We start from the raw sequence: 24,888 nt of genomic DNA, 5'->3' as shown, positions 1-24,888 counted from the left end.
GGTGAGTTCTCGAAGCACTGCCGCGGCGCTGGGTGTACAGACGCTCCTGCTGGTGCTGCTGGGACTCGGGCTGGCAGCCCTGATCATGCGCGCCCCTCTGACCGTGACGCTGGGCGGGGCACTGGCCGTGCTCTTCCTGGCAGGCTTTCTGCAGCGACCGGATCTGGGGCTGCTGTTCACGCTGGTCGTTCGCACGGCTACGGACATCGGCTATGTTCTGCTTCCCGACAACCCGGCAGCGGAGCCTGTGCGCCTGGCGGCACTGCCCAACGCGGCGCTCGTGTCCGTGCTGGTACTGGCCGGGGGTGGGTTTCTCCTTCGACGACATCTCCCTCTCGTACGCCTTCCCGGGGGCATCCTGCTCACGTTCCTGGCGGTGACCGGCTTCGTCGGCGTGTTGCGTTCGGGGAGGATGCTCTCCGGGCTGGCCGAATGGCTGCCGATCGTCGCGGCGTTCGTGGCGTACGGCCTGGCGGCGTCCCAGTTCCAGACGCGACGAGAGATCACAAGGGTCGTGGGGATCTTCGCGGCGTCGCTCGTCGCGCCTGCGGCGGTCGCCTTCCTGCAGTGGACCGGTGGTGCGTACTTCGCCGTCCCGGAACTGGGGCTCTTCCGAGTGTCCGGAACGTTTGCACATCCCAACGCGTTCGCGATCTACCTGGTGCTGATCCTGAGTGTCTTCCTGGCCCGGGCTGTGAGCCTGACGGGGTGGAGTCGGTGGATGGCGTGGGGCGTCGTGATGATCTGCAGCACGTTGCTGGGCATGACGTTCACGCGCATAGCATGGGTGGGAGCGCTCATCGTGGTGGGCGTGATCGGGTTGCTGCGGCGCCCGCTGCTGCTTGCCGCGCTGCCGGTGGCGGCCGTGGTCGCAGTACGCGTCCCGGAGATTGCTGCAAGGCTGGCCGATCCGTTTGGCGGCAGTTTTGCCGATCGCGTGCTCCTGTGGCAGGCGACCATGGAGCGTTGGGTAGAGATCACCGCTGCGGAGCAAAACAGCGTGTCGGTGGCGCTGAATCGGCTCGTGGGGCTCGGCCCAGGAGCCGTGGGGACCATTACCGCACCGGTGCGCGGCATTCCGTTCGGAGCGCACAACGACTACCTGGCACTACTGGTGGAGTACGGGATCTTCGGTCTCGCGCTCTACCTTGTCCTGATCGGTGTGGTGGTGCGTCTGGCCTACACCGGCTGGCGGATGTCACGCGAACCGGCACTGAAGGCGGTGGCCCTGGGTTTGCTGGGTGTCGCCCTGGCGTATCCTGTGATCGGTCTGACCGACCACGTGATCGGCCAGACCGCCAACCAGCTCTACTTTTGGACGCTGGTGGGTCTCGTGCGGCGCGTGACGCAGATGGTACCGGTCGGAGAGGGAGACGTCACGCACGGGGCGCCGGGGCGCGAGAGCCCTGGGTGATGGCCTGTGCGGCGATGGGCCATCTGATGCGAGGCCCAGGGTGGTAGCTCGGGTCGGGGAGGTCCTGCCGACGCCCATGGCAGGGGGTCCAGGCAATTTGTTGATGGAGGTCCTCCGGCCATCGGCGCAGCTCGCCCCTGATCACGTCGAGCGGTTGGCCCGGCGCGTGGACTGGGTGTCGTTCTGTGCACACGCCCACCGCGTGATGCTGGCGCCATTGGTCTATGACCGGCTGCGCCGGTTCGCAGGTGTGCTGCCCGGGGACGTCGTTGAGTGGTTGCGCCATCAGTACTACTTTGCCGTGGGGCGGAATCTGGCGCTCCTCCATCGGCTCCGCGAAATCAACGCGCAGCTCGCGCGCAGGGGCGTTGTCCCGCTGGTTTTGAAGGGCCCGGGGTTGGCGCACTTTGGGGTAGGCGTGAACGTGCGGTTGTTCGACGACGTGGATATCCTGGTTCGCCGCGGTGACGTGGACGACGTGAGTGCAGTGCTGCAAGAGATGGGGTACGAGGGGCCGGCGAGCGCCGCGCATCCCTACCACCTGCGGTATGTGGGCTCGGCGGGCGGTCTGGTCACGGCGGTAGAGGTCCATTTCGACCTGGTGGACCAGGTGCGCCGCATCACGCCTGACGTGGAGGGGATTCGTGCGCGATCGGTGGCGGTGGACGTAGCCGGGTGCGTGATACGGGTGCCAGCGGTGCACGATCAACTGCTGCTGACGGCCATGCAGCTAGGGCACCATCACTGGGCGGTTCGACTGCTCGTGGACGTGGCGTTCCTCGCATCGCGGTGGAGTCACGCCATCGACTGGGGCGACGTGTTCCGTCGAGCGGATGCATGGCGGATGGGAGCGCTGGCGCGCTCCGCCCTGTACGTGGTATCGGCCCTCTTCGGCGTGGCCCTTCCGGCACCCGTGGCGGCTGACGTCAGACCGGAGGGCTACATCCGTCGGGTGCAATGGTCGGTAGCGATGATGGCGGCACTGGAGCAGTTCCAGGACGGGGGACGGGAAGTAGCCTGGCTGGCTCCGTACGTCGTGGTCGATGATGCGGGCCGTATTCCGAAACTGCTGGTGCAGCGCACGTTGTGGCCGGAGAAACTCGACCCGGAAGGGCCTGGCGCTCTGAGCCGTGGTCGCCGGTTGTTGCTCGTAGGCGCCGTGCTGCCGGCGGTGTTGCGAGTGCTGTGGAGAAGCCTTGATGGCCACCACGCGCCGCGCACGACGCCGATGGCGGAATGAGCCGCTGGCGTTGCGCCGTCCCGCCCGCGGCGACGAGCGTTCGAAGGGAGGTATAGATGCGTATTGCGATCCTCGGGTCACGTGGCATCCCTGCCCGCTGGGGCGGCGCGGAGGTGGTGAGCGAAGAACTCGCGACACGGCTTGCAGCCAGGGGCCACGAGGTGACTGTCTATTGCCGGGCGCGCTACTCCGATCCCTCGCGTCCGCGAGAGTACCGGTCCGTCAGGCTCGTCTATACACCGTACCTGCCCGGCAAGTACCTGGAGAGCCCGTCGCACGAGGTCGTGTCCGCGTTGCATTCGCTGGTGCAGCCGTTCGACGTGTACTACGTCCTGTGCTGTCGCACGAGCTGGTGCTACGTGCTGCATCGACTCGCCGGCAAGCGGGTCGTGTTCAACACCAACGGTCTAGACTGGCTCAGGCGAAAGTGGGGCGCTGTGGTTAGGACGTACCTGCGGTTCTCTTTCTGGGCGGCGCTACGGCTGGCTACACGCGTGACGTCCGACTCGCGGGCGATCTGTGAGTACATCCGGCGGGAGTTCGGCGTCGAGGCGCACTACCTGAGCTGGGGCGCGTACGTGCTCCCGCCGGTCGCCGCGAGCATTCTCGAAGAGTACGGGTTGACTCCGGGCGGCTATTTCCTCGTGGTGTGCCGTATTGAGCCCGAGAACAACGTCGACCTGATCGTGCGCGCATTCGAAGGAGTGGAGACCTCGAAGCGTCTGGTCGTGGTCGGCGGGGTGAACTATCGGAGTCGCTACGTTCGTCGGCTGCGGCGCACCAAGGATCCGCGGGTGGTCTTTACAGGGCCCGTGTATCGCCCCGGGCACGTAGATACCCTGCTGCGGTACGCGTTCGCGTACATCGACGGACACGAGGTCGGCGGCACGAGTCCTGGACTCCTCAGGGCCATGGGATGTGGCGCCTGCGTCCTCGTATTCGACCGTCCGTTCAACGCGGAGGTGGTAGGCGACGCGGGACTGCTCTGGAAGAAGTCGGAGGAGGACCTACGGGACAAGATGCGCCGCTTGTTGGCGAATCCGGAGCTTGCGGCGCGGTACGGTGCCCTGGCGGTAGAGCGCGTGCGGCAACACTACACGTGGGAGATGGCCGCGGACGCCCACGAGCGGTTTTTCCTCGACCTCGTACGTGGAGAAGCACCGTCGTTGCTGGCGTGGCAGCAGCGCGCCCGTACCCGTGGGGGGCCTGCGCGTGCAGTGCACGATGGGCGGAGCGGCAGTGCGAGCGGCGATGCCCGTTGAGCGGACCATGCCCACGGTGGTGAGGGACGCCGCGGGAGTGCGTCGGGGGACGCGCAGGTCCGTCTTGCTGGTGGACTACCAGTTTCCGCCGGTAGCCGGTTCAGGGGTGCAGAGGACCCTGAGCTATGCCACGCACCTGGGCGCGTTCGGGTGGACGCCGGTGGTCTTGACGGTGCAGGAGGGCGAGCATGGGTTCTACGATGTCTCCATGCTCGAGCGGGTGCCGGACGGTCTCGAGATCCATAGGACACCTTCCATCGAACCCGTACGGCTGGTCAAGCGCCTCTTGTTTGGGACGATCCGCGGGGCGTGGGACTACGGGGCCCGCTCGGGACGTCCTCTGGTGCGAAGTCCCCGGTGGGTGGCGTGGGAGCGATGGCTCTTCTTCCCGGATCGGCATCTGGGATGGTTGCCGTTCGCGCTCGGCCGCGGGCTGTCGATCTGTCGACGGCAATCCATCGATGTGGTGCACTCGACGTCGACGGCGATTACCAGTCACCTGGTGGCGTACCTGCTCACCGGGATCCTGAGGATTCCCTGGGTAGCGGACTTTCAGGACCCGTGGGCGGACAATCCCCTGCCGCTCTTTCCGTCCCGGGCGCATGCGCGCTTGGCCCGCGCTCTGGAGGCAGCCATCATCCGCAGGGCGGACCGTGTGACAGTCACGACGGAAGCGCACCGCGAGTTCGTGTGCAAGATGTTCCCCTTCCTTGATGCGAGGAAGTTCGTGGCCATTCCGATCGGGTTCGACGAGCGGGTCTTCGATGGCGTACAGCCGACCAGACAGGGGAAGTTCACGATTGGCCATTTCGGCGCGTTCTACGGGCCGCGGTCGCCGCGCACGTTCCTCGAGGCGCTGGGGGAGAGCATTCGCGCGCGCCCGGAGCTGGCGCGCGAGGCAGAGGTCTGGTTTTTCGGCACCTTCGACGCGTTGTCGTTGGAGGCTGCAGAGCGAGCGATCGGCCGCTACGGGTTGAAAGAGGTCGTGCGGGCTTTCGGCGTGGTTCCGTACCGCGAGGCCATCCGGGCGATGGCCAGCGCCGACGTCCTGTTGCTTGTGCACGCGCGGGGGCTCTGGGGCGAGAAGATGATCACCAGCAAGGTCTTCGAGTACCTCGGCGCTGGACGGCCGATCCTTGCGCTGACCCCGCCAGGGGAGACAGCCAGGTTCCTCAACGTTGTGGGGGCGGGACCCGTCGTCGACCCTGACGACGTGAGGGCGGTTCGGGACGCGATCCTGGATCTGCACGCCCTGTGGAGGGAAGGACGCCTCGCGGGCCCCGCGGTACGCGACGTGGCCCGTGCGCGTTCATGGAGGAGGAGCGCGGAACGCTTTGCCGGTGTCCTTGATGAGGTGTGCGCGCTGGCGTGGCGGGGAGAGCGTCACGCGACGTAGTGCGGGCAGCGATCGGTCTTGTCTGAGTGGGAGAGCCCTGCGGTGCGCATCTTGATGGTCAACAAGTTCTACCACGAAGCCGGCGGCGCGGAACGATACATGCTGTCGCTGTCGGCGCTGTTGGAACGCGCAGGGCACGAGGTCATTCCGTTCGCCATGCAGGACACCCGCAACATGCCCACGCCCTATGCGCGGTGGTTCAGCCCACACGTACGGGTACGGGGACCGCTCCCCCTGCGGGAGCGGTTCTGGACCGCGGTGCGCGTTGTGTATTCGGCCGACGCAGCCAAGGCGGTGGCGAGGCTCGTCCGGCATGTACGACCTGAGGTGGCCCACGTCCACAACATCTACCATCACCTGTCGCCCTCCGTGTTGGTCGCGCTCAAGGATCTCGGCGTCCCAGTGGTCCACACGATGCACGACCTCAAGCTGATCTGCGCCAACTACAGTCTCTTCACGCGCGGTGCCATCTGCGAGCGGTGTAAGGGTAACCGACACTTCCACGCAGTGGTGCAGCGCTGTTGCAAAGGTGGGCTGGGCGCCAGCCTAGTGGGGGCGGTCGAGATGTATCTCCACGGGGCGCTCAAGACCTATGCCCGTACCGTTGATGCCTTCGTGAGTCCCAGCCGCTTCCTGCGGGACAAGCTCGCGGAGTTTGGCATGGACGTGCGTCGGGTGCGACACATTCCGAACTTCGTCGACGTGGACGCGTTCTCGCCCCGGTACGGCCCGAGCGATGGGTACGTGGTCTACGTGGGGCGCGTGACGTTCGACAAGGGCGTGGGTGTGCTGGTGCAGGCCATGGCCGACCTGCCGCAGCTGATGGCGTACGTGGTCGGTGATGGCGACGCCCGAGGACCGCTGCAGGAGCAGTGCGCCAGGAAAGGGATCCGCAATGTGCGCTTTCTGGGCCCGCGTCCCCATCGGGAGCTCCCCGCACTCGTGGGTGGCGCAGCGGTCGTGGTGCTGCCCTCCCTGCTGTATGACAACTGTCCGCTCGTGGTGCTCGAGGCATTCGCCATGGGCAAGCCGGTAATCGGCTCACGACTGGGTGGCATTCCCGAGCTGATCGCGGACGGGGATGACGGTATGCTCGTGGCTGCGGGTGACCCCGCAGCGTTGCGAGACGCCATCGCTTGGCTGATGGCGCGGCCGCAGACGATCGAGGCCATGGGACGGAACGGGCGTGCGAAAGTCGAGCGTCTCTATGGTCCGGATACCCATCTGCAGGCGATCGGCGCCGTCTACGACGAGGTTCGCGGCGTGGCATGACGGTCGTTCCTCGGTCTGGGCCTGGGGGCCCTGTGCATGGTCCTGGCCGAGGAGGGGCGTGGAGGCGCCAGGTGGGCTTCGGGCGGTCCTGCAATGAGTGCCGTGCGGAGGGGCTGGTGACGTCACGCGCGCGTCCGGGCTGGCAGCGTACCGCCAAGCGCGTGCTCGACGTCGTGGTGGCGAGCCTGGGCTTGGCGCTGGTTGCGCCGCTGGTACCGGTCATCGCCGCGGCGATCAAGGCGAGTTCGCCCGGCCCCGTGTTCTACCGCTGGCCGGTGGTCGGGTACGACGGGCGGCCGCTCAAGGCCTACAAGTTTCGCACCATGGTGGTCGGCGCGGATGACCTCAAGCCTCGCCTGACACACCTCAACGAGGCCAGCGGCCCTGTATTCAAGGCGAAGAACGATCCGCGCGTGACGCCGGTGGGGCGAGTGCTGCGAAAGTTCGGACTGGACGAGATTCCTCAACTGTGGAGCGTCCTCAAAGGCGATATGAGCCTGGTGGGGCCGCGTCCGGTGCTGACGTACGAGTGGGAGCAGTTCGAGCCCTGGCAACGGCGCAAGCTCAGCGTCAAGCCCGGGATCATCTGCCTGTGGCACATCCGGGGGCAGCCACGAGACTTCGACCGGTGGGTCGCCTTGGACTTGGAGTACATCGACAACTGGTCGCTGTGGATGGACCTGAAGGTGCTGGCCGCTGCGCCGTTCTACATCCTGGCGGGCCGGAACTACTAGCAGGCTGCTCCCCCGGGACGGGACCCCGATGCGTACGGCGATGCTGCGAAAGGACGATGGCCGCGGAAGCCCGACGGCCACGGTCGGTGCGCGGACCAGGGTGCTGCTGATGGTCGACTACTTCTTCCCGCCCGCCGGCGGCGCCGCCGTACACCGCACCCTTGGGCTTGCGTCCTCCCTCCCCGACTTCGGTTGGGAGCCCTTAGTGCTGACCTCTCGGGCGCCCGAGCACGTACACCACGACGTCTCCTTGCTCCGACGCGTGCCCGCCACCCTACGGGTAGAGCGCACACCGTCGCTGGAACCCGTCAGGTTCGTCAAGCGGGTCCTTTCACGACAGGGCGGTGAGGGCAGCAGTGGAACCCGCAGCAGCCGTGGCAGGCAGCGCCGTGGGCGCGGTGCGCGGGCGATCAGCAGAGTCCTCCAGTGGATGTTCTTTCCCGACCGACACGTGGGCTGGCTGCCCTTCGCCCTGGCCCGTGGGCTCTCGCTGGCGAAGCGGCAGCAGTTCGACGCCATCTACTCCACGTCCACGAGCGTGAACAGTCATCTCGTGGCCCGAGTGTTGAAACGTGCGTCGGGGGCCTTTTGGGTCGCCGATTTCCAGGACCCCTGGGCGCACAATGAGATCCTGGGGTTGCCGTCGTGGCCGCACGCCGTCCTGGCCGCGCGCCTGGAGCACCTGATTCTTCGAGACGCCGACCGCGTCACGGTGACCACGGGGCCGATCGCCGCGATGCTGCAGCGGACGTATCCCGCGATCCCGGCGAGCAAGTTCGCGGTGCTGCCCATGGGGTTCGACCCAGAGGCGTTTGGAGACCTGCGCGGAGTCGCCGTGGCACCGACGTTCACGATCACGCACCTCGGGTTCTTCTACGGCCCGCGGTCGCCTGGGCCGTTCCTGGAAGCCCTCGGGCGGTGCGTGCGGGACGGGCTGTTGCCCCGGGATCTCGTTACCGTACGACTGCTGGGCGGCTTCGACGCTGACGCCGAGGCGCTGACGGCAAAGCTCGTGCGGGCGTATGCCCTGGAGGGAGTCGTGCACACCGAAGGAGTGGTGGCCTATGGCGAGGGTCTGCGGCGCCTCGTGGAGTCGGCGGTGCTCCTGCTCGTGACGGACGACGGCTGGGGCGGACGGACCCTGGTCCCGACGAAGCTCTACGAGTACCTGGCCGCCGGCCGTCCGATCCTGGCACTGGCGCCCGCAGGGCCGACAGCCGACCTGATCGAGGAGACGGGCGCCGGCATCGTCGTACACCCCGATGACACTGCGGGGATCTGCGACGCGCTGGTGCGGTGCTATGCGCGATGGCGGGATGGTGTTCGGTCCGTGGCCCCGCGGGGGATCGACCGATTTACCTGGCGGGAGATCACCAGGGAGTTCGTGCGGCTGCTGGAGGCGTAGTCGATGGCCACGTCCACGCCACCGGGAGACCTCACCTCCGGTGCGGGCTACGGGCGCAGCCGTGCCCTCGGGTGGGACGACAGAGTGGCGGTGGCCGTGGAGCTGGCTGAGCGGTGGTTGCTGCACTCGGGCATCTGCGTCCCCGGCCATGCGAGCGCGCACGCGGGCGCGGTGTACTCCTACTACGACACCCGGGCGCGTGCCCACGTGCTGCTGTACGCCGAGGCCGTGGGCTACCTGTTGAGCCTGTGCAAGTACTTGCGGCATCTGGGCCGGGCCGGGGATTGGGCTGCGCTCGGCCGGGCGGGCGGTGCGTGGCTGCTGTCGCTGGCGGCTCGGCCTCGCCCTGCGTTGATCATGGGCGTACAGGACGGAGCGCGCATCGACCAGGTGTACGCGTTCGACAACGGCGTCTGCTGCAAGGGCCTGCTGGACCTGTACGAGATGACGGGCGTCCCTGCATACAGGGAGCACGCCACGCGCCTCGCAGACTGGCTGGTGCGTGAGGCTCTGAACGACGACGGATCCGTCAAGCCCGTGCTCGACCTGCCCAGCGGCCGGTTCCTCGAGAACCGACGTGCGTGGTTCATGGTGAGCGGCAGCTTCCAGGCGAAGATCGCCATCCCGCTCTTGCAGTTGGCGACCAGCGGGGGAGAGGACTACCTGCGGCGGGCAGCAGCCCGGCTCTGTCAGTGGGCGACGGCGCAACAACGGTCAGACGGCAGCTTCCCCGCCAACAGGACTACCGCGCGCGTCAACCTGCATGCGCACCTCTACACGGTGGAGGCGCTGCTGGTCGCGTACGCGCTGGAGGGGTGGAAGGAGTTCCTGACCGCGGCTGAACGGGCCGTGGCCTGGGTGCTCGTGCGCCAGCGGCCGGATGGCAGTATTCCGTTGTGGACCGGGGGCTGGTGGACACCGACGGCCACGTACGCCGTCGCGCAGGCGGTGCGGGTCTTTCTCCTGCTCGACTTGGTGAGGCCTGCCGCGCGCCTGCGCGATGCGGCCGCGGCAGGCGCACAGTTCCTGCTGCAGATGCAAGCCCGCAGTCAGGATCCCGGCGCGGACGGAGGGTTCTACGAGGAGCGATTGTTCGCAGGGGGGTTGAGGTTCCGCACGAGTCCGCGCGTGACGTCGTGGGCGACCATGTTCGCCGTCCAGGCACTGCACTTGGTGCGGGATCGGCCGGCGAGGTTCGAGGACGCTGTCAAGGCGCTCTTTTGAGTTGGTCGGACACCGTCGTGACCGGGCGCGCGGGGTATCGCGCCAGGGGCTCATATGCGCCCCGCCCCGGGGGCGGGCCCAGGTCGACGCCGTTTAGCTCCACCCACGCGTGGGCCTTGTGGTCGACCGGACGCGGCGGAAGTCCGATCACCAGCTCGGCATCGTCCCCTTGGGCCCGCAGGAGCCGGTACAGGACCAGTGCGCGTACGAGACAGGTCTGCTCGGTGAGGCGCATGCCCAAGACACGATGCACCGCTCGAGACAGTGATGCCGGCGCGTACCGATGGCGCACCGGGCCTGACCGGGTGCCGAGACGTGCGACCAGGTCGGGCAAGGGGCACCGGTGCACCTGCAGTCGGACGAGGACGTACGCGCCCCAGACGCGCGCGGCCAGGCGGGTCTTGTCGGCGAGCGAGAGCCGCGCGCGACGGTCAGACATTGGCCAGGCAGACCGACAGGATCCGCTCGATCGTGCCGTGGAGTGCATCGAACCGCAGGGGCCGGTACACGTTCCACAGGGGGACGCTGCGGGCCAGGTCAACGACATGTCTGAAGCACCGGGCGTGCTCGGCATCGTCGACGTAGGACTGGCTCAGCGTCCACAGGTCCGGGATGGCGTCGGTGACCCGTACGCGGGTCACGGCGATGTCGCGTGCGACCCGCAGGAAGACGACCGCCCTGATGGGCACGGGGTCGCACCGCCCGCGGCAGGCTCGGTCGAGCGCCAGGCTGATCCGGACGTCGGTGCGCCTGACGACCTGGACGCCCGGGAGAGCCAGGTGGTCGGCCACGTCCGGCCGAAGACGCAGGCTGGCGGGACCTGGGATCACGGCCGGCGATGCCTGCGTCGTCACGCAGGCAATGTCCTCCGAGAGCACACGATGCCCGGCCGCGTGGAACGCTGCGGCCAGCGTGGTCTTCCCAAATCCGCCCGGCGCGGCAAAGAGGACCGCTCCACCGTCGACCTCCACCGCTGCGGCGTGGAGCGGTAGGTGCCCCAGGTGTAGCAGGCACAGGCTCGCGGGGATGCCCCAGAGGATGTCCTCGCGGCGGACCGGGTCCATGTCGGGCACCGTCACCCGGAGCGTGGCGGGTTCCACCACGAAGACCTCCGCGAGTTCGTTCCAGAACAGGTAGCGCGTGCCATCCTGGTACAGGCGGGCTAACAGCGTGCGCCCCGGCCGCGCCGGCCACTCCCGGAGGAGGCGGGCGCCCGGGGGTATGGGCGGCGACGGGCCGACTGCCACGTCCAGCGGGATTCCGGCCCCGGCGCGCAGGTAGGCGAACGGTAACGACGACGCGACCTGCAGCCCGTAGCAGGTGCCGGTCGTTTCCTTCCACCCGTGCGGTGATACGTCGGGCATGCGTTCACCAGAGGCTCACGAACGCGTGGATTGCCGCCAGGTCGTTGGCCCACACGACGTCCCGCAGCGCGAAGTCCTGACGGTCCAGTTGTGCCTGCAGCCGGGCGTAGTCCACTCCCGGCATGCGATACGAGCCGTTCAGCAGCCACCGTCGCAGCGCCGTGTAGTCTGTCTTGGCGACGGCGAACTCGTCGAAGACGGTCTTGTCCCTGCGGGCCAGCACGGCGTCGGGGAGTCTACCCCGCAGCAGTGACCGCACCAGGGCTTTGGAGAGCCTCTCGGGGTACTTCACTTCCGCGGGGAGGGAGAGGAAGAACTCCCAAAGGTCCACGTCCGCCAGCGGCTGGCGCGTCCGGACGCCGTGGAACGCCCCGCAGATTTCCAGCGATTCCATGCCGATGCTCGGTTCGGTGAACGCCACCAGCTGCGCTTCCGACCACAGGCGCCCCGGTGGAGTGTTGAGGTGGTGATGGTAGAACGCCCGGCTGCCCAGACGGCGGTCTATCCAGTCGGGCAGCATGGGGTTGCCGCGCCTCCGGACGAGGCGCCGGTACGCCACTGCAAGGGGAAGAGGGACGAAAGCCGCGAGGACGTCACGGGCCAGCTGTGCCCGCAACATGCCGTCAGCCGGCCACGTACGGAAGATCCGCCATAGCGCCGCGTAGCGCTTCTTGGCCGCCAGGTGGGTGACGAGGGCAGTGCGCATGTCGTAGACGAACTCTCCGAACTCGCCCGTCAGGACCGTCCGGAATCCCAACCTGCGCACCAGCCGTTGCTGGTACGCGATCTCGGGTAACAGCGCAAGCGGGGGGCCGTCGACGAGGCGCACCCAGTGGTCGAGATCGTCGAGGTGCCCCACTGCCGACGTGTAGGTGTGCAAGGTGATCCCCAGATAGTCGGCCACCATCTCCGTGTACCGGCGTTCGTCCACGGTCGGATGGTCGGGGAAGACCTGGGTGATCGCCGGCAGGGGCCTGCCTGTGAGCCGGAGATGCGCCGGTGCCGCAAAGGCCGCGACGGCTGTCGAGTCGATGCCGCCGCTGAGCGACAACACAGGTGTGCCGGCCATGGCGCGGGTCACGGCACGATCCATCAGTTCTTCGAAGCGGGCTCGGATGTCGTCGAGGGAGAGCCGGGCGGTCTCGAGCAGGCGCTCCGGAGCCCAATAGCGTGCGACGACGGTCGGCTTGCCTGGGATGGCGCGGAGGATCGAGGCCTTGGGCAGGCGGTGCACGCCCTTGAGGGCGCAGGACAACGCGTCGCCCGACGACAGGTTGTAGAACATCCGCTCGAGGACCTCGAGGTCGGGCTGCAGGGAGATGCCGGCTCCGATCGCGACCTGCTTGGCCTCGGTGGCTACGAACAGCCCCTGCGCGTCCTCCCGGTAGAACAGGGTGCCAAGGCCCAGGTGGTCCCGGAAGGCCACGAACCTGGTGCCGTCCGTGACGATGCAGGCGAAGGCTCCCCGGAGGACTTCTGGAGTGCTGTCTCCCAGCGCCAGATAGAGCGCAGCTACCAGGTCGGCCGGGTGTGCTCGGGCGCTAAAGCTTACCCCAATGTTATAGAGTTTTATTAACTCTTCGGCGTTGTCCAGGGTTCCGACAAATCCGACCAGCAGGGGGCCGCGCTGCGCGACCCACGCGTCCCGATCGTCTGGACGTATGGCGATACCCAGCACCGTGTCCCCATAGGAGACGACGTGGGCTTCGGCCCCGCGGTGTGGAGAGGCTGCCAGCATCCGCCGGGGAACGGCGGCCTCGACGTGCCTGCCCGGAGAGAAGACCGCCGCAATGGCGCCCATGAGTCGCAGTGCGTGCTATGCTAGCACAACGCGGTTATCTGGTAAATTCCCCTCCGTGCAGGTCGTGCATCTGTCCTTTGAGGGATTGCGACGCGCCCGGGTGTCGGCCTAGGATGGGGCAGTGGGGTGGATGGGCGCCTCGGTGAGGAGGGCAACGTATGGGGCCAGCGTTTGAGCGTCTCGTGACGTACAAGCCGCCGGAGCTCATGGAACTCGGATCGATCGCTCGCCACACGTTCGCAGTGGGAGCGACGATCAAGGGCGGGACGGACATCTGGCACTGCGACCAGCACAACGAGCGGTCCGGCGGTTCGGGGTTGGACTTTCCGGGAACAACCAAGGAAGGATGTGTGGGTAGGTCGTAGGGACAAGTAGTAGGGACAAGAGGAGTCCGGGCGCGCCGAGCGAGTTGTACGAAGACAGGGAGACCGTGAACCTCCGCGGTGCGGGATATGCCGCGGAGGTTTCTGGTGTTTGTCACCGCTACGGCGCCGCGGTGGTGTTGTCGGACGTTTCCCTCGGGGTCGCCGCGGGCGAGATCCACGCGGTGCTCGGGCCAAATGGTGCAGGGAAGACCACCCTGCTGCGGATCCTCTGTGGCCTGTTGACGCCTACAACAGGGGCTGTGCGACTGATGGGGCGGCCGGTCACCGAGGCACCGCGTGCCGCTCGCCGGTGGGTCGGCTTCGTGCCGGGGGGCGACCGCACGTTCTACCTCAGGCTCAGCGGGCTCGAGAACCTGATCTTCTTCGGTCGGCTGTGGGGCATGACCGTCGGGGAGGCGCGGACCCGGGCTCTGCAGAGGCTGGCAGAGGTGGGACTCGACGGGGTCGCCCACCTGCGGGTCGCGGCCTACTCGCACGGGATGCAGAAGAAACTGGCCATTGCTCGGGCATTGCTCCCGAATCCTCCCGTGCTGCTGATCGACGAGGCCACGCACGACCTCGACCCGGAGGCCAGTCGGACGGTACGGGAACTCGTCGCCACGGCCGCTCGCCAGGGTGCGGCAGTCCTCTGGGCCACCCAGCGGGTGGACGAGATCCGCGGTTTCGCGCACACGGTCACGCTGCTCCACCGGGGCATGGTCAGGTTCAGCGGCACCGTGCCGCAGCTGCTGGCGCAGACGGTACCCGATCGGTACGTGCTCCGGGTCACGAACGGTCGGGGTGGCAATCATCCGTCGGCAGCGGAGCTCCAGGCGGCCCTCGGCCGCCACGGGACCATTGCACGGGCGGGCGGGCAGGACGCGGGAGACTACGTGCTGACCATGCACAATGGCGCCGTCCTGGGGGATGCGCTGGCGGCGCTCAGTGCTGCCCGCTTTCACGTGTTGAGCTGTCGCGAGGAACGCCCGGGGCTCGAGGAGGCGTTTCTCCGGCTCACGGGCGGTGCACGAGGCAGTGGATCGACGATGCATGAGGCGACGGACCGATGATCGCGGGGCGCGAACACGGCTGGGGCGCCGTGGGGCAGGAAGTAGGCAAGCTGGCAGCCTTCCTGCGTCGCGACCTGCTCACGGCGTTGAGCTATCGGCTGGCGTTCGTCTCCGACCTGATCAATCTCATCGCGCAGGTCGTCGTCTTTTCGTTCGTGGCGAGGCTCGTCGATCCGGCCCGGGTCCCCGTGGTCGGGGAGGCGCGTCCCACGTACCTCGCGTTCGTGGTGGTGGGTATCGCGATCAGCGCGTTACTGCAGTTGGGGTTGAGCCGTGTGGGCTCGGCCCTGCGCAATGAGCAACTCCTCGGCACGCTGGAGTCGCTGCTGGTGACGCCCACTTCGGAGCTGACTATCCTCGTGGGACTCGTGGCCTACGACCTCCTCTACCTGCCGGTGCAGATCACGGTGTTCCTGGTCGTGGCGGCGGTGCTCTTCGGCGTGGAGGTGCATCTGAGCGGCATCGTGCCCGCGGCCGCCGTCTTCGCCCTGTTCGTGCCCTTCGCCGGTGGCCTGGGCGCTGCGAGCGCCGCTGCGGTGCTGCGATTTCGGCGGGTACCGGCGGTGGTCGGTCTCGTAGGGTACGGCCTGGCGGTCGGGTCGGGCGCCTACTTCCCCCGGGAGCTCCTGCCCGGGTGGGTAGCCGGGTTCGCCGCCCGCAACCCTGTGGCCGTCGCGCTCGATGCCACCCGGGAGGCGTTGCTCGGCGGCGGCAGCTGGGCTGCGGTCACCCCAGCGCTCCTGGTGCTTGCACCCACCTCGCTCCTGGCCCTCGCGGGCGGCGTCTGGCTCTTCCGGCTGGCCCTACGGAGCGAGCTGCGCACCGGCACGCTGGGGCAGTACTGACCTGTGCCGGAGGGAGATGCAGTCATGGTGCCGACGAACGTCCGGATCCACAGGCACCCCAGAGTCGTCCATCGAGAGCTCTCGGAGGGCGAAGGGGCCGTTCTGCTCAATCTCGAGTCGGGCGCCTACTACGGACTGAACGAGGTGGGGGCAATCGTCTGGACCCTGCTCGACGGCACGCGCACGTTGGACGAGGTTCTGGAGGAACTGCGCAAGCGCGTGGTGGATGCGCCGGCGTCGTTCGTCGTCGACGTGCAGGCCTTCGTAGCGGATCTCGCGCGGTGCGGTCTGGTCAGGATGCAGGAGTAGCGTTCGGACCGGAACCCGCGGTGCTGTCAACAGACACCCGCACGTCGTGAGGGCAACTGCGGAGCAGGGCACGGCCGCGAGCGGCTGTGCCCTGCTCTCCGTTGGGCCAGTGAGGCCGTGTCAGTAGTAGAACAGCGGCGGCAGTTGCAGGAAGGATCGCACGGCGGTGTTGTAGTCGTAGCTCGGGTCGTACTTGGGCGGTGCGGGGACAGGGATCGTGGCCGACGCAAAGGTCTTCCACTGGGTGGTCAGGCGCTTGTGCCGTGGGATCCCCGTCCCCGGCCCGCCACGACCCGTCGGCGAGTCCCACCAGTCGTTGCCGACGGCGCCGTAGACCTGGACCGCCGTCAGGTCTGCGCCCGGGTCGGTGTCGGGGATGAGCCGCATCTGCGCCACCGCGTAGAAGGCCGTCGCGCCCGCCGGAATCAGGGGGTGCGGCCAGGAGTTGATCCACCAGTGGAGCAACGTGCCAGGCGGTGCGGATTGCCAGGAGACCGAGAACCCCTCGGCCTCCCGCCGCCAGCTGACGTAGCCGCTGGCAGCGGAGAAGTCGCTGGTGCGAAACCACCCGCCCTGAATGCCGTACTGCTCGGTGGACTCCACAAGGATCCACACCCCGTTGACGAACGCGTAGAGCCGGTTCCACCGAACGTGCACGCGGAAGTTCCTGGTCGGGCCGATGCCGACGGCGGCCTCCACGACCTGCCCCCACCCGCTCATCGCGGTGTACCCGGGCGGCGGGGTCGCCCACTGGGCTGGCCGGGCGCCTTCGGTCCAGTCCCACGACGGGTTGGTGGCCAGGCGGGCTTCATGCTGGCCCCACGGCGGCCCCCAGCCGTACTCCAGCCCGGAGCGGAACGGCGGGCCGAACCACTCGTAGATCAACTGGGCGATCTCGTCGGACGCCGGCGTGGGTGCTGACGTCGGTGTGGGCGTGGGCGTCGGACTCGGCGCGATCGCGGTACTCAACGGCTGGAGCGCGAAATCCACCCGCGTCGTCGCGCCGCCCTTGACGAGCGTTTGCTTCTTTTCCTCCTTGTATCCTGAGCGACTGGCGATGACGGAGTAGCTGCCCGGTGGCAGCTGCGTCGTATAGTAGCCGCTGCCATCGGTTTGTCCTGCCCAGGTCATGTTTCCCTTGGTGAAGACAACAGCAGGGAGGCCGGTGCGGGAGATGGCGTCGACGACCCGTCCGGTGAGCGTGCCCGGGCTCTGGCGCCAGTTGGCGGCGGCACCCCACGCCTGCCCGGTGAGCGGAGCACGCGCAAAGACCAACATGGCTCCTAGAGCGAGGACGAGCAGTTCCATGCTCACCGTGAGCCTACGTGGTTCCCGTTTGTGCATAGCGCTTCCTCCTGGTGAGAGGTGCGAGAGCGCCTCGCTCGTTTGCGATGGCGACACAACACAGCCCGCCCCGCCGCTGCTCCACCTGCGTTGCTGGGTGGGCCATCACATCACCCGCGTCGGCACCCCGGCCTAGCGGCCGCCGGCGCATCCGCGCAGGCCGGTCCCATGGCACCGCGTGCCTGGAGTACCTTGGGTCTGCCTGTCGCGGTCGTGGTCGCTGCTGGACCACCCTCCGGCTCCGGGATGCCGGAGGCACCGTATTGGGCATGCCCAACTGCGCAGGGGTCCAGACCTGGACGCAGGGAATGACGGGCCGTTTCGGCGTTCCGGGCGCGGACGTCCCGGTGCACGAGTGACAGGAAGCGATAGCAAAACATTGACAATATCATTATCAGTACTCTTGACAACATAGATGCCAGTCGGTATATTCAAGGCGAGTGGGGTGCGTGCGGGATGCGGGTGCGGATCATGCGGAGTACCCGTCCGGTCTACGTCATCAGCGTGGCCGCGGAGATCTGCGGGCTGCACCCGCGCACCCTGCGGATCTACGAGGAGAAAGGGCTCCTGCAGCCGGCGCGGCGGAATCGGATTCGGCTGTACTCGGAGCAGGACATCGAGCGGGTACGGCTGATCCGCCAGCTCATCGAGCACCACCGGTTGAACCTGGCGGGGGTGCGGCTGGTGCTGAAGATGCTCGAGCGGCTGGAGGCGCGGGCGGGCGCCGCAGCGCCGGAGCAGCAGGGGCAGGACGGTGACATCGTGCGATGGCTGGTGGAACGACTACTCGAAGGCGAAGGAGGGCGAGGACGATGAGCCTGATGCGGTGGGATCCGTTCGACGACCTGATGTCGTTGCGGGAGTCGATGGACCGCCTGTTCGAGGACTTCTTCGGACCGCGGCGGACCCGGCGCGCCATGGTGCCGGCGATCTGGGAGCCCGCCGTCGAGGTCTACGAGACGGACACCGAGGTCGTGGCGAAGGTCGAGCTGCCCGGCCTCGATCCCAAGAACGTCGAGGTGACGGTGACGCCGGAGGGGCTGAGCATCAAGGGCGAGCACAAGGCCGAGCAGGAGGAGAAGGGCCGGAACTACTACCGCCGCGAACTGCGGTACGGGGCGTTCCAGCGCCTGATCCCGCTGCCGGGCGAGGTGAAGAGCGAAGAGGCGAAGGCGACGTTCCGCCACGGCATCCTGGAGGTGCGGGTGCCGAAGTCGGAGCGGGCGCGGCCCAAGACGGTCAAGGTCGAGGTGGCGTCGTAACCCCGGCGGCGGGCGTGCGGCGTCCGGTGCGGGGTCGTAGGAGATGGACCGACCGGACGCCACCGGAGAGCGGTCGCCGGCGGGTGCATGACGCAGTGATCAGAGAGGTGCCGGGCGGCGGGCCCTCGTGCAGGGCGCACAGGGGCTCGCCGTCCCGGCACCGCAGGAGGAGTGCACAATGGGCAGGGTCGTGGGGATCGATCTGGGCACGACGAACTCGGTCATCGCCCACGTGGTGGGCGGCGAGCCGCAGGTGATCGCCAACGCCGAGGGCAGCCGGCTCACGCCCTCGGTGGTGGCCTTCACCAAGACCGGCGAGCGCCTGGTCGGCCAGATGGCCAAGCGCCAGGCGATCCTGAACCCCGAGAACACGGTCTACTCCATCAAGCGGTTCATGGGCCGCCGGTACGCCGAGGTCGAGACCGAGCGCAAGATGGTGCCCTACAAGGTCGAAGAGGGGCAGAACGGCATGGCGGTGGTGCGTATCCCGGCCGCCGGGCGGACGTTCACGCCGGAGGAGATCTCGGCGATGATCCTCCAGAAACTCAAGACCGACGCCGAGGCGGTGCTGGGCGAGAAGGTGACCGAGGCGGTCATCACGGTGCCGGCGTACTTCAACGATGCGCAGCGCACCGCCACCAAGAACGCCGGCGAGATCGCGGGGCTGAAGGTCCTGCGCATCATCAACGAGCCCACGGCCGCGTGCCTGGCCTACGGCCTGGACAAGAAGGGCGCGGAGACGGTGCTGGTCTTCGACCTGGGCGGGGGCACCTTCGACGTCTCGATCCTGGAGATCGGCGAAGGGGTCTTCGAGGTGAAGGCCACCAGCGGCGACACCCACCTGGGTGGCGACGACTGGGACGAGCGCATCGTGAACTGGCTGGCCGACGAGTTCAAGAAGCAGCAGGGGATCGACCTGCGCCACGACCGTCAGGCGCTCCAGCGGCTGCGGGAGGCGGCCGAGCGTGCCAAGGTGGAGCTGTCGACCGTGGTCCAGACCACGATCAACCTGCCCTTCATCACTGCCGACGCCACCGGGCCCAAGCACCTGGACATGGTGCTGACCCGGGCGAAGTTCGAGGAGCTCACAGCCGACCTGGTGGAGCGCTGCATCGGGCCCTTCAAGCAGGCCCTGGCCGACGCCAAGATGACCGAGAAGGACATCGACGAGGTCATCCTGGTGGGCGGGGCCACCCGCATGCCCATGATCCAGGAGCTGGTCCGGCGCCTGACGGGGAAGGAGCCCAACCGCGAGGTGCACCCCGACGAGGTAGTGGCGGTGGGGGCGGCGATCCAGGCCGGCGTGCTGGCGGGGCAGGTCCGCGAGGTGGTGCTGCTGGACGTGACGCCGCTGTCGCTGGGCGTGGAGACCCTGGGCGGCGTGATGACCACGCTGATCCCCCGCAACACGACGATCCCCACCCGCAAGAGCGAGACGTTCACCACGGCCGCCGACGGCCAGACGCAGGTGGAGATCCACGTGCTGCAGGGCGAGCGGCCGATGGCGCGTGACAACCGCACGCTGGGACGTTTCATCCTCGACGGGATCCCGCCGGCGCCGCGAGGGGTGCCGCAGATCGAGGTGACGTTCGACATCGACGCCAACGGCATCCTGAACGTCACGGCCAAGGACAAGGCCACGGGCCGCGAGCAGTCCATCAAGATCACCGGCACCTCGACCCTCTCCAAGGAAGAGGTCGAGAAGATGGTCAAGGAGGCCGAGCGCTTCGCCGAGGAGGATCGCCGGAAGCGCGAGGCCGCCGAGGCGCGCAACCGCGGCGACTCGGTGCTCTACCAGGTCGAGAAGCTGCTGCGCGAGCACGGCGACAAGGTCTCGGCCGACGAGCGTGCCCGCGTGGAGCAGGCGCTGGGGGAGCTGCGCGAGGCGTTGAAGGGCGACGACATCGCACGCATCACTCGCGCCGCAGACGCGGTGCAGCAGGCGTCGTACAAGCTGAGCGAGGCCATGTACAAGGCGACGGCGGGCGCCCCGACCGGCGCGGGAGGGCCAACAGGTGGGCCCGCTGGCAAGCCGGGCGGTGACGACGTGATCGACGCCGAGTACAAGCCGACGTCGTAGGTTAGGAACGATGGACAGGGAACGGACGATCAACGGCGAGGTCGCGGGCGACGAGCGCTCTTCGGCGCCCCACGACGCGCAGGCGACCACGCGCACCGGGGAGCCCGAGCCCCAGATCCCTGGGATGGCGGCGGCCGGGGACGTCGCGGAGGGCGGGACGGCCGCCGGTGAGGAGGAGGCCGTGTCCGCACGCGACCAGGAGATGGCGGCGCTGCGAGAGCAGGTCGCTCGGCTGACCGAGGAAGCCGAGCGCAACTGGCAGCAGTTCCTGCGCACGGCCGCCGACCTCGAGAACTACCGGAAACACGCCGCCCGGCAGCGGGAGGAAGCCGTCGCCACCACCCGGCGGGCCCTGCTGCGGGTCGTGCTGGGGGTGGTCGACACGCTGGAGCGCGCCCTGCAGCACGCCGGCGAGGGTGCGGGCGAGGCGAACGCGGCCGCCATCCTCGACGGGATTCGCCTGGCGCACCGCGAAGTGCTCGAGACGCTGCGCGGCATGAACGTGCGCCCCATCGATGCGGTGGGGCAGCCGTTCGACCCGCGGGTGCACGAGGCGGTCGAGGCCGTGGCGTCCGACGACAAGACGCCCGCGGGCACAGTGGTCGGCGAGGTGCAGCGGGGGTACATGATGGGCGACGAGGTCTTGCGGCCAGCCAGGGTGCGGGTGGCGCAGTAGTCGTGCCCCGGCGCCCAGGGTGAGCCATGGAGTTCAAGGACTACTACAAGATCCTGGGCGTCGACAGGCGAGCCGATCAGAAGGCGATCAGCCAGGCGTTTCGCCGCCTGGCACGGCAGTACCACCCGGACGTCAACAAATCGAAGGGCGCCGAGGAGCGCTTTAAGGAGATCAACGAAGCCTATCAGGTCCTAAGCGACCCGCAGAAGCGGGCCCAGTACGACCAGATCTACGACGCATACCAGTCCGGCGTGCCGCTGCACGACCTGTTCGGCCGCGTGGGCGGCGCGCGCACGTGGACGGGCCCCGGCGGGTTCACCGTGACCGTGGGCGGCGAGAACCTGGAGGACCTGCTCGGAGGCACCCTAGGCGGGTTCTCAGAGTTCTTCCGCGCGTTCTTCGGCGACCTGGGCGGTCTGGGCGGGTTCGGCCGGACTGGCCGAAGCGGGCGTGTCGCCGAGCCCTGGGACCAGGTGCAGCCCTCGGGGCCCACGGCGGGCGCACGGCCGCCGGGACACAGTGGCACGCTTACCCTGACCCTGGAGGAAGTGCTCCACGGGGCCCGGCGGCGTGTCCGGCTGCCGGATGGCAGGCAGGTAGAGGTGCAGGTGCCACCGGGGGTCCGGGCGGGTCAGGCCATCCGCCTGCCCGGTGCCGCCGGCGGGCAGGACGTGTACCTGACTGTCGAGGTGGCGCCCCACAAGGTCTTCGAGCGCGATGGCGACGACCTGGTGGTGGACGTCTCGGTGCCGTTCGTGGACGCCGCGCTGGGCGGCGAGGTCGAGGTGCCGACGCTGGAGGGCAGGATGGTGGTGACGGTTCCGCCCGGGACGCAGTCGGGCCAGCGGCTGCGGCTGCGCGGGCAGGGGTTGCCCCGGGCGCAGGGAGGGCGGGGCGACCTGTACGCCCGCGTGAAGGTCACCGTGCCCACGACGCTGTCGCCCCGGGAACGGGCACTGCTGGAGGAGTTGCGGCGGCTGCAGCGTGAGCCGTCGCGGAAGGTCTGAGCGAGGGACGGGAGATGGCGATGCGATTCGATCGGTTGACCGAAAAGGCGCAGGAGGCGTTGCTGACGGCGCAGCAGGAGGCGACGACACGGGGACACCAGGCGCCGGACCCGGAACACCTGTTGCTGGCCTTGATTACGCAACCGGACGGGCTGGTGCCGCGCATCCTGGCCAAGCTGTCCGTGGACTCCCGGGTGCTGCGCACCCGGCTGGTCCACGGGCTCGATCGTCGCCCCCGCGTGGTCGGGGGGCCTGCGCCCGCGGGGGGCATCGCGCTGACCCCGCGGCTGGCCCGCGTGCTGGAGGCCGCGCAGCGCGAGGCGGACCGGCTGAAGGACGACTACGTCAGCACCGAGCACCTGCTGCTGGGCCTGGCCCAGGACGCCGACGGGGAGGCGGCCGCGCTGCTGCGCGAGGCGGGCGTCACCGTAGACCGCATCTACCAGGCACTGGAGGAGATCCGGGGCGCGCAACGGGTCACCGATCCCCATCCGGAGAGCAAGTACCAGGCGCTGGAGCGCTACGGCCGCGACCTGACGCAGCTGGCGGCGGCGGGCAAGCTCGACCCCGTCATCGGCCGGGACGAGGAGATCCGCCGGGTGATCCAGATCCTGGCCCGGCGCACCAAGAACAACCCGGTGCTCATCGGCGATCCGGGCGTGGGGAAGACGGCCATCGTCGAAGGGCTGGCGCAGCGCATCGTGCGCGGCGACGTGCCGGAAGGGCTCAAGCACAAGCGCGTGATCCAGCTGGACATGGGCGCGCTCGTGGCGGGCACCAAGTACCGCGGGGAGTTCGAGGATCGCCTGAAGGCCGTGTTGCGCGAGATCGCCGCCGCCGAGGGGCAGATCATCCTGTTCATCGACGAGCTCCACACGGTGGTGGGCGCGGGCGCGGCCGAGGGCGCCATCGATGCGGCCAACCTGCTCAAGCCCATGCTGGCCCGGGGCGAGCTGCACGCCATCGGCGCCACCACCCTCGACGAGTACCGCAAGTACATCGAGAAGGACGCGGCGCTGGAGCGCCGCTTCCAGCCGGTCTACGTCGGCGAGCCGTCGGTGGAAGAGACCATCAGCATCCTGCGCGGGCTCAAGGAGCGGTACGAGGTGCACCACGGCGTGCGCATCGCCGACTCGGCGGTGGTGGCGGCCGCGACGCTGTCGGACCGGTACATCAGCGGGCGCTTCCTGCCCGACAAGGCCATCGACCTCATCGACGAGGCCGCCAGCCGCCTGCGCATGGAGATCGACAGCAAGCCCGCCGAGCTCGACGAGGTCGATCGGCGGATCATGCAGCTGGAGATCGAGCGGGAGGCGTTGCGCCGGGAGACCGACCCGGCCAGCCGCGAGCGGCTGCAGCGGTTGGAGGAGGAGCTGGCCGGCCTGCGCCAGCAGTCGGAGGCGCTGCGCCGCCAGTGGGAGCAGGAGAAGCAGGCCATTCTGGCCATCCGCGCCACCAAGCAGAAGATCGAGGAAGTCCGTCACCAGATCGAGGAGGCCGAGCGCCGGGCCGACCTGGAGCGGGCGGCGCGGCTGCGGTACGGCGAGCTGCCCGACCTGGAGCGTCAGCTGCGGGCCCAGGAGGAGCAGCTGCGGCAGGTGCAGGCCCACGGGCGACTGCTCAACGAGGAAGTGACGGCCGACGAGATCGCGGAGGTCGTGGCCCGCTGGACGGGGATTCCGGTGCAGCGGTTGCTGGAGGGCGAGATGGCGAAGTTGCTGCACCTGGAAGCGCGGCTCCACGAGCGGGTCGTCGGGCAGGACGAGGCGGTGGCCGCGGTGGCCGACGCCATCCGCCGCGCGCGCGCGGGCCTCAAGGACCCGCGCCGGCCCATCGGGTCGTTCCTCTTCCTGGGGCCGACCGGTGTGGGCAAGACGGAGCTGGCCCGGGCGCTGGCCGAGGTGCTGTTCGACGACGAGGGCGCCATGGTGCGGCTGGACATGTCCGAGTACCAGGAGCGCCACACCGTCAGCCGCCTGGTGGGGGCGCCCCCCGGGTACGTGGGCTACGAGGAGGGCGGCCAGCTCACCGAGGCCGTGCGGCGGCGGCCCTACCGCGTGGTGCTGTTCGACGAGATCGAGAAGGCGCACCAGGACGTCTTCAACCTGCTGCTGCAGATCATGGACGACGGCCGGTTGACCGACGGACACGGCCGCACCGTGGACTTCCGGAACACGGTGATCATCATGACCAGCAACCTGGGCAGCCGCCACCTCCAGGGGCTCGAGGACCGGGACCCGGCGGCGTTCGAGATGGCGCGGGTGCTGGTGCTGGGGGAGTGCCGCAAGACGTTCCGCCCGGAGTTCCTGAACCGGATCGACGAGATCGTGGTCTTCCGGCCCCTCACGCGCGAGCAGCTGGTGGCGATCGCGGGGCTGCAGCTGCGACAGCTGGCGGCACGGCTGGCGGCGCAGGGGATCGGGCTGGAGGTGACGGACGCCGCCAAGGCCTGGCTGGCCCGGGAAGGCTACAACCCCGACTTCGGCGCGCGGCCGCTGCGCCGGCTGATTCAGAAGGAAGTGGAGAACGCCATCGCGCGCGGCCTGCTGGCGGGCGAGTTCCGCCCGGGGCAGACGGTGGTGGTCGATCTGGAGGGCGAGCGGTTGACCTTCACCGCCCGCGTGCCGGCGGAAGTGGTCTCGTAGCAGGGAATCCGCACGCGCGGCCGCACCGTGACCACGGTGCGGCCGCGCTGTGCCCTGTTGGCGCGCACGCGGCTTCGCAGGCCGGCGCCGGTCGGCCTCCGACGTCGCCTGGCGTTGCGCTGTGGTGTACCGCAGGGGGGGTGGCCAGCCGGTATCCGCGTTGCGGTGGGGCC

At 68.7% G+C, this 24,888-nt stretch carries 20 protein-coding genes; 17 read left to right on the top strand and 3 right to left on the bottom strand.

Annotation, left to right across the window (positions count from 1 at the left end; genetic code table 11):
- Position 1 precedes the first annotated feature (1 nt).
- The 8 genes from QN157_04510 (at position 2) to QN157_04475 (ending at position 9,947) form a co-directional block, all read left to right on the top strand.
- Positions 2-1,414, top strand: a complete 1,413-nt coding sequence (locus QN157_04510; protein MDR7554848.1) for a hypothetical protein — start codon at positions 2-4, stop codon at positions 1,412-1,414.
- Between the two features lie 166 nt (positions 1,415-1,580).
- A complete protein-coding gene (locus tag QN157_04505; GenBank protein MDR7554847.1) occupies positions 1,581-2,654 on the top strand; it encodes a nucleotidyltransferase family protein in 1,074 nt (357 codons plus the stop codon).
- 56 nt (positions 2,655-2,710) lie between these two features.
- Positions 2,711-3,916, top strand: coding sequence for a DUF1972 domain-containing protein (locus tag QN157_04500; GenBank protein MDR7554846.1), 1,206 nt, complete (start codon positions 2,711-2,713; stop codon positions 3,914-3,916).
- A 106-nt stretch (positions 3,917-4,022) separates the two neighbouring features.
- Positions 4,023-5,312 carry a glycosyltransferase gene (locus tag QN157_04495; protein ID MDR7554845.1) on the top strand — a complete coding sequence of 430 codons (1,290 nt, stop codon included), beginning with the start codon at positions 4,023-4,025 and terminating at the stop codon, positions 5,310-5,312.
- A gap of 42 nt (positions 5,313-5,354) precedes the next feature.
- Positions 5,355-6,584: a glycosyltransferase family 4 protein gene (locus QN157_04490; protein MDR7554844.1), complete on the top strand. Its 1,230-nt coding sequence runs from the start codon at positions 5,355-5,357 to the stop codon at positions 6,582-6,584.
- 116 nt (positions 6,585-6,700) lie between these two features.
- Entirely contained in the window at positions 6,701-7,318 is a 618-nt protein-coding gene (locus tag QN157_04485) for a sugar transferase (GenBank protein MDR7554843.1), read from the top strand.
- Between the two features lie 28 nt (positions 7,319-7,346).
- The gene (locus QN157_04480; GenBank protein MDR7554842.1) at positions 7,347-8,723 is read left to right on the top strand and encodes a glycosyltransferase; all 1,377 of its coding nucleotides are present in this window, start codon (positions 7,347-7,349) and stop codon (positions 8,721-8,723) included.
- A gap of 3 nt (positions 8,724-8,726) precedes the next feature.
- The gene (locus tag QN157_04475) at positions 8,727-9,947 is read left to right on the top strand and encodes a hypothetical protein (GenBank protein MDR7554841.1); all 1,221 of its coding nucleotides are present in this window, start codon (positions 8,727-8,729) and stop codon (positions 9,945-9,947) included.
- Positions 9,948-10,378: 431 nt separating this feature from the next.
- Here the strand turns inward: QN157_04475 and QN157_04470 are convergent, their stop codons facing one another.
- Both QN157_04470 and QN157_04465 read right to left on the bottom strand, forming a co-directional pair.
- A complete protein-coding gene (locus QN157_04470) occupies positions 10,379-11,311 on the bottom strand; it encodes a hypothetical protein (protein ID MDR7554840.1) in 933 nt (310 codons plus the stop codon).
- 4 nt (positions 11,312-11,315) lie between these two features.
- A complete protein-coding gene (locus tag QN157_04465; GenBank protein MDR7554839.1) occupies positions 11,316-13,112 on the bottom strand; it encodes an asparagine synthase-related protein in 1,797 nt (598 codons plus the stop codon).
- A 430-nt stretch (positions 13,113-13,542) separates the two neighbouring features.
- On the opposite strand from QN157_04465, the gene QN157_04460 reads away from it, so the two are divergent.
- Genes QN157_04460 through QN157_04450 form a run of 3 tightly spaced genes read left to right on the top strand, consistent with a single transcriptional unit; the run spans position 13,543 to position 15,701 of the window.
- Positions 13,543-14,547 carry an ABC transporter ATP-binding protein gene (locus QN157_04460; GenBank protein ID MDR7554838.1) on the top strand — a complete coding sequence of 335 codons (1,005 nt, stop codon included), beginning with the start codon at positions 13,543-13,545 and terminating at the stop codon, positions 14,545-14,547.
- On the top strand, positions 14,544-15,392 hold the full coding sequence (locus QN157_04455) for an ABC transporter permease (protein ID MDR7554837.1): 849 nt from the start codon (positions 14,544-14,546) through the stop codon (positions 15,390-15,392). The genes QN157_04460 and QN157_04455 overlap by 4 nt, the downstream gene beginning before the upstream one ends.
- 24 nt (positions 15,393-15,416) lie before the next feature.
- The gene (locus QN157_04450; protein MDR7554836.1) at positions 15,417-15,701 is read left to right on the top strand and encodes a PqqD family protein; all 285 of its coding nucleotides are present in this window, start codon (positions 15,417-15,419) and stop codon (positions 15,699-15,701) included.
- Between the two features lie 120 nt (positions 15,702-15,821).
- Here the strand turns inward: QN157_04450 and QN157_04445 are convergent, their stop codons facing one another.
- Entirely contained in the window at positions 15,822-16,979 is a 1,158-nt protein-coding gene (locus QN157_04445) for a carboxypeptidase regulatory-like domain-containing protein (GenBank protein MDR7554835.1), read from the bottom strand.
- Between the two features lie 522 nt (positions 16,980-17,501).
- Between QN157_04445 and QN157_04440 the strand changes: the two genes are divergently transcribed.
- The 6 genes from QN157_04440 (at position 17,502) to clpB (ending at position 24,715) form a co-directional block, all read left to right on the top strand.
- Positions 17,502-17,861 carry a MerR family transcriptional regulator gene (locus QN157_04440; GenBank protein MDR7554834.1) on the top strand — a complete coding sequence of 120 codons (360 nt, stop codon included), beginning with the start codon at positions 17,502-17,504 and terminating at the stop codon, positions 17,859-17,861.
- Positions 17,858-18,307 carry an Hsp20/alpha crystallin family protein gene (locus QN157_04435; GenBank protein MDR7554833.1) on the top strand — a complete coding sequence of 150 codons (450 nt, stop codon included), beginning with the start codon at positions 17,858-17,860 and terminating at the stop codon, positions 18,305-18,307. Before QN157_04440 ends, QN157_04435 begins: the two co-directional genes overlap by 4 nt.
- A 178-nt stretch (positions 18,308-18,485) precedes the next feature.
- Positions 18,486-20,387 carry a molecular chaperone DnaK gene (dnaK, locus tag QN157_04430; protein ID MDR7554832.1) on the top strand — a complete coding sequence of 634 codons (1,902 nt, stop codon included), beginning with the start codon at positions 18,486-18,488 and terminating at the stop codon, positions 20,385-20,387.
- Between the two features lie 10 nt (positions 20,388-20,397).
- Positions 20,398-21,063: a nucleotide exchange factor GrpE gene (locus QN157_04425; GenBank protein MDR7554831.1), complete on the top strand. Its 666-nt coding sequence runs from the start codon at positions 20,398-20,400 to the stop codon at positions 21,061-21,063.
- A 26-nt stretch (positions 21,064-21,089) separates the two neighbouring features.
- Positions 21,090-22,070: a DnaJ C-terminal domain-containing protein gene (locus tag QN157_04420; GenBank protein ID MDR7554830.1), complete on the top strand. Its 981-nt coding sequence runs from the start codon at positions 21,090-21,092 to the stop codon at positions 22,068-22,070.
- A gap of 20 nt (positions 22,071-22,090) precedes the next feature.
- Entirely contained in the window at positions 22,091-24,715 is a 2,625-nt protein-coding gene (clpB, locus tag QN157_04415; protein ID MDR7554829.1) for an ATP-dependent chaperone ClpB, read from the top strand.
- Positions 24,716-24,888: the final 173 nt, after the last annotated feature.

This window comes from Armatimonadota bacterium, from assembly GCA_031459855.1.
GTDB classification, from domain to species: Bacteria; Sysuimicrobiota; Sysuimicrobiia; order Sysuimicrobiales; family Humicultoraceae; genus Fervidifonticultor; species Fervidifonticultor primus.
Note: the sequence above shows the minus strand (reverse complement) of the source record. Positions and strands in the feature narration are given on the sequence as shown.

Excerpts from the sequence above, each read along its gene's own strand:
- QN157_04500 (MDR7554846.1), top strand. The coding sequence starts at position 2,711 with ATGCGTATTGCGATCCTCGGGTCACGTGGCATCCCTGCCCGCTGGGGC.
- QN157_04480 (MDR7554842.1), top strand. The coding sequence starts at position 7,347 with ATGCGTACGGCGATGCTGCGAAAGGACGATGGCCGCGGAAGCCCGACG.
- QN157_04475 (MDR7554841.1), top strand. The coding sequence starts at position 8,727 with ATGGCCACGTCCACGCCACCGGGAGACCTCACCTCCGGTGCGGGCTAC.
- QN157_04470 (MDR7554840.1), bottom strand. The coding sequence starts at position 11,311 with ATGCCCGACGTATCACCGCACGGGTGGAAGGAAACGACCGGCACCTGC.
- QN157_04465 (MDR7554839.1), bottom strand. The coding sequence starts at position 13,112 with ATGGGCGCCATTGCGGCGGTCTTCTCTCCGGGCAGGCACGTCGAGGCC.
- QN157_04455 (MDR7554837.1), top strand. The coding sequence starts at position 14,544 with ATGATCGCGGGGCGCGAACACGGCTGGGGCGCCGTGGGGCAGGAAGTA.
- QN157_04450 (MDR7554836.1), top strand. The coding sequence starts at position 15,417 with ATGGTGCCGACGAACGTCCGGATCCACAGGCACCCCAGAGTCGTCCAT.
- QN157_04445 (MDR7554835.1), bottom strand. The coding sequence starts at position 16,979 with ATGTTGGTCTTTGCGCGTGCTCCGCTCACCGGGCAGGCGTGGGGTGCC.
- QN157_04440 (MDR7554834.1), top strand. The coding sequence starts at position 17,502 with ATGCGGGTGCGGATCATGCGGAGTACCCGTCCGGTCTACGTCATCAGC.
- QN157_04435 (MDR7554833.1), top strand. The coding sequence starts at position 17,858 with ATGAGCCTGATGCGGTGGGATCCGTTCGACGACCTGATGTCGTTGCGG.
- dnaK (MDR7554832.1), top strand. The coding sequence starts at position 18,486 with ATGGGCAGGGTCGTGGGGATCGATCTGGGCACGACGAACTCGGTCATC.
- QN157_04425 (MDR7554831.1), top strand. The coding sequence starts at position 20,398 with ATGGACAGGGAACGGACGATCAACGGCGAGGTCGCGGGCGACGAGCGC.
- QN157_04420 (MDR7554830.1), top strand. The coding sequence starts at position 21,090 with ATGGAGTTCAAGGACTACTACAAGATCCTGGGCGTCGACAGGCGAGCC.
- clpB (MDR7554829.1), top strand. The coding sequence starts at position 22,091 with ATGCGATTCGATCGGTTGACCGAAAAGGCGCAGGAGGCGTTGCTGACG.